The following is a 1,717-nucleotide window of genomic DNA, read 5'->3' on the forward strand; positions in this document are numbered from 1 at the left end:
GCGGTCGAGCGAGCGGGCCTGCTGGCTGGGTGTCTTGGCGGCAGCCTCGCGGGCACTGGCCCGGCGCAGCACGGCGCGCACCCGCTCGACCAGCAGACGCTGCGAGAACGGTTTGCGGATGAAGTCGTCCGCGCCCATCTTGAGGCCGAACAATTCGTCGATCTCGTCATCCTTGGAGGTCAGGAAGATCACCGGAAGGTCGGACTTCTGGCGCATCCGGCGCAGCAGTTCCATGCCGTCCATGCGCGGCATCTTGATGTCGAGGATGGCAAGATTCGGCGGGCGGGCCGCCAGTCCTTCCAGCGCTGACGCACCATCCGTGTAGGTCTCGACGCGATACCCCTCGGATTCGAGGGCGATCGACACCGATGTCAGAATGTTGCGGTCGTCATCGACAAGCGCGATTGTTGCCATTTCAAGCGGCTCCCTCATGAGCTGTCCCTTCTTTCGTAGAGAAGGGGCTTTTGCAGGACAAATTAGGTACAAAATGTGGCATAGGCCTTGTCCGCTGTCACGCGCGGCATGCCGGCGGCCACAATCCTACCTCGATATGGATTGGACGAACGAACATCGCCAATCCTTTGGGCAACCGCGAAACTTTTTGCACATATAAACGATTTAAACAACTTTCAAAATATTTAAATCGATTAATGATTTGATATCATTTGGCTTTTCTGGTTCTGACCATCTCAGCCTGCGGTGCGGGCATGCCGGAAACGTACCGGCAAAGATGCGGCAAATCCAAGAAGGGACACCCATGTCGGAAGTCGGCAAACGCAATTCTGCCTGCGCGATCGATCATATCGGCCTGAAAACCACCGGCGTGGTGCGTTATAATTTCGGTGCGGCTGCTCTTTATGAGGAATCGATCCGGCGCGGCGAAGCCCGATTGACGGCACATGGCGCGCTGGTCGCCGAGACCGGCCAGCACACCGGCCGCTCGCCCAAGGACAAGTTCGTCGTCCGTGACGGCGCCACCGAACCGCATGTCTGGTGGGACAACAACAAGGCGATCTCGCCGGCTCAGTTCGAGACGCTGCTTGCCGATTTCCAGGCGCATGCCTCAGACAAGGATCTTTATGTCCAGGATCTGATCGGCGGCGCCGATGCGGAGCTGAAGCTGCCAACCAGGGTGATCACCGAATTTGCCTGGCACTCGCTGTTCATCCGCAATCTGCTCATCCGACCGGATGCTGCCGAACTCGAGCATTTCGTGCCTGACATGACGATCATCGACCTGCCGTCCTTCCGCGCCGATCCCGCGCGCCACGGCAGCCGCACCGAAACGGTGATCGCCGTGGATCTTTCGCGCAAGATCGTGCTGATCGGCGGCACCTCCTATGCCGGCGAGATGAAGAAGTCGGTGTTCACCATGCTCAACTATCTGTTGCCGGTGAAAGGCGTGATGCCGATGCATTGCTCGGCCAATGAGGGTGCGGCCGGCGACGCCGCCATCTTCTTCGGCCTGTCGGGCACCGGCAAGACGACGCTCTCTGCCGATCCCTCGCGCACGCTGATCGGCGATGACGAGCATGGCTGGGGGCCGCACGGCATCTTCAATTTCGAAGGCGGCTGCTACGCCAAGACGATCAAGCTGTCGGCGGAAGCCGAGCCGGAAATCTTTGCCACCACTCAACGCTTCGGCACCGTTCTGGAAAATGTCGTGCTCGACGCTGATGGCGTGCCGGATTTCAACGATGGGCGGCTGACTGAAAAC

General features: G+C 59.5%; 2 protein-coding genes. One reads left to right on the plus strand and one right to left on the minus strand.

Annotated elements, in window-relative coordinates; all coding sequences use genetic code 11:
- On the minus strand, positions 1-414 hold a 414-nt coding region (locus tag EN935_RS34605), incomplete at its 3' end, for a response regulator (protein WP_127374158.1).
- Between the two features lie 343 nt (positions 415-757).
- Between EN935_RS34605 and EN935_RS34610 the strand changes: the two genes are divergently transcribed.
- The coding region (locus tag EN935_RS34610; RefSeq protein WP_164771630.1) for a phosphoenolpyruvate carboxykinase (ATP) at positions 758-1,717 on the plus strand (960 nt) is incomplete at its 3' end.

Source organism: Mesorhizobium sp. M7D.F.Ca.US.004.03.1.1 (genome assembly GCF_003998635.1).
In the GTDB taxonomy this organism is placed as follows: Bacteria; Pseudomonadota; Alphaproteobacteria; order Rhizobiales; family Rhizobiaceae; genus Mesorhizobium; species Mesorhizobium loti.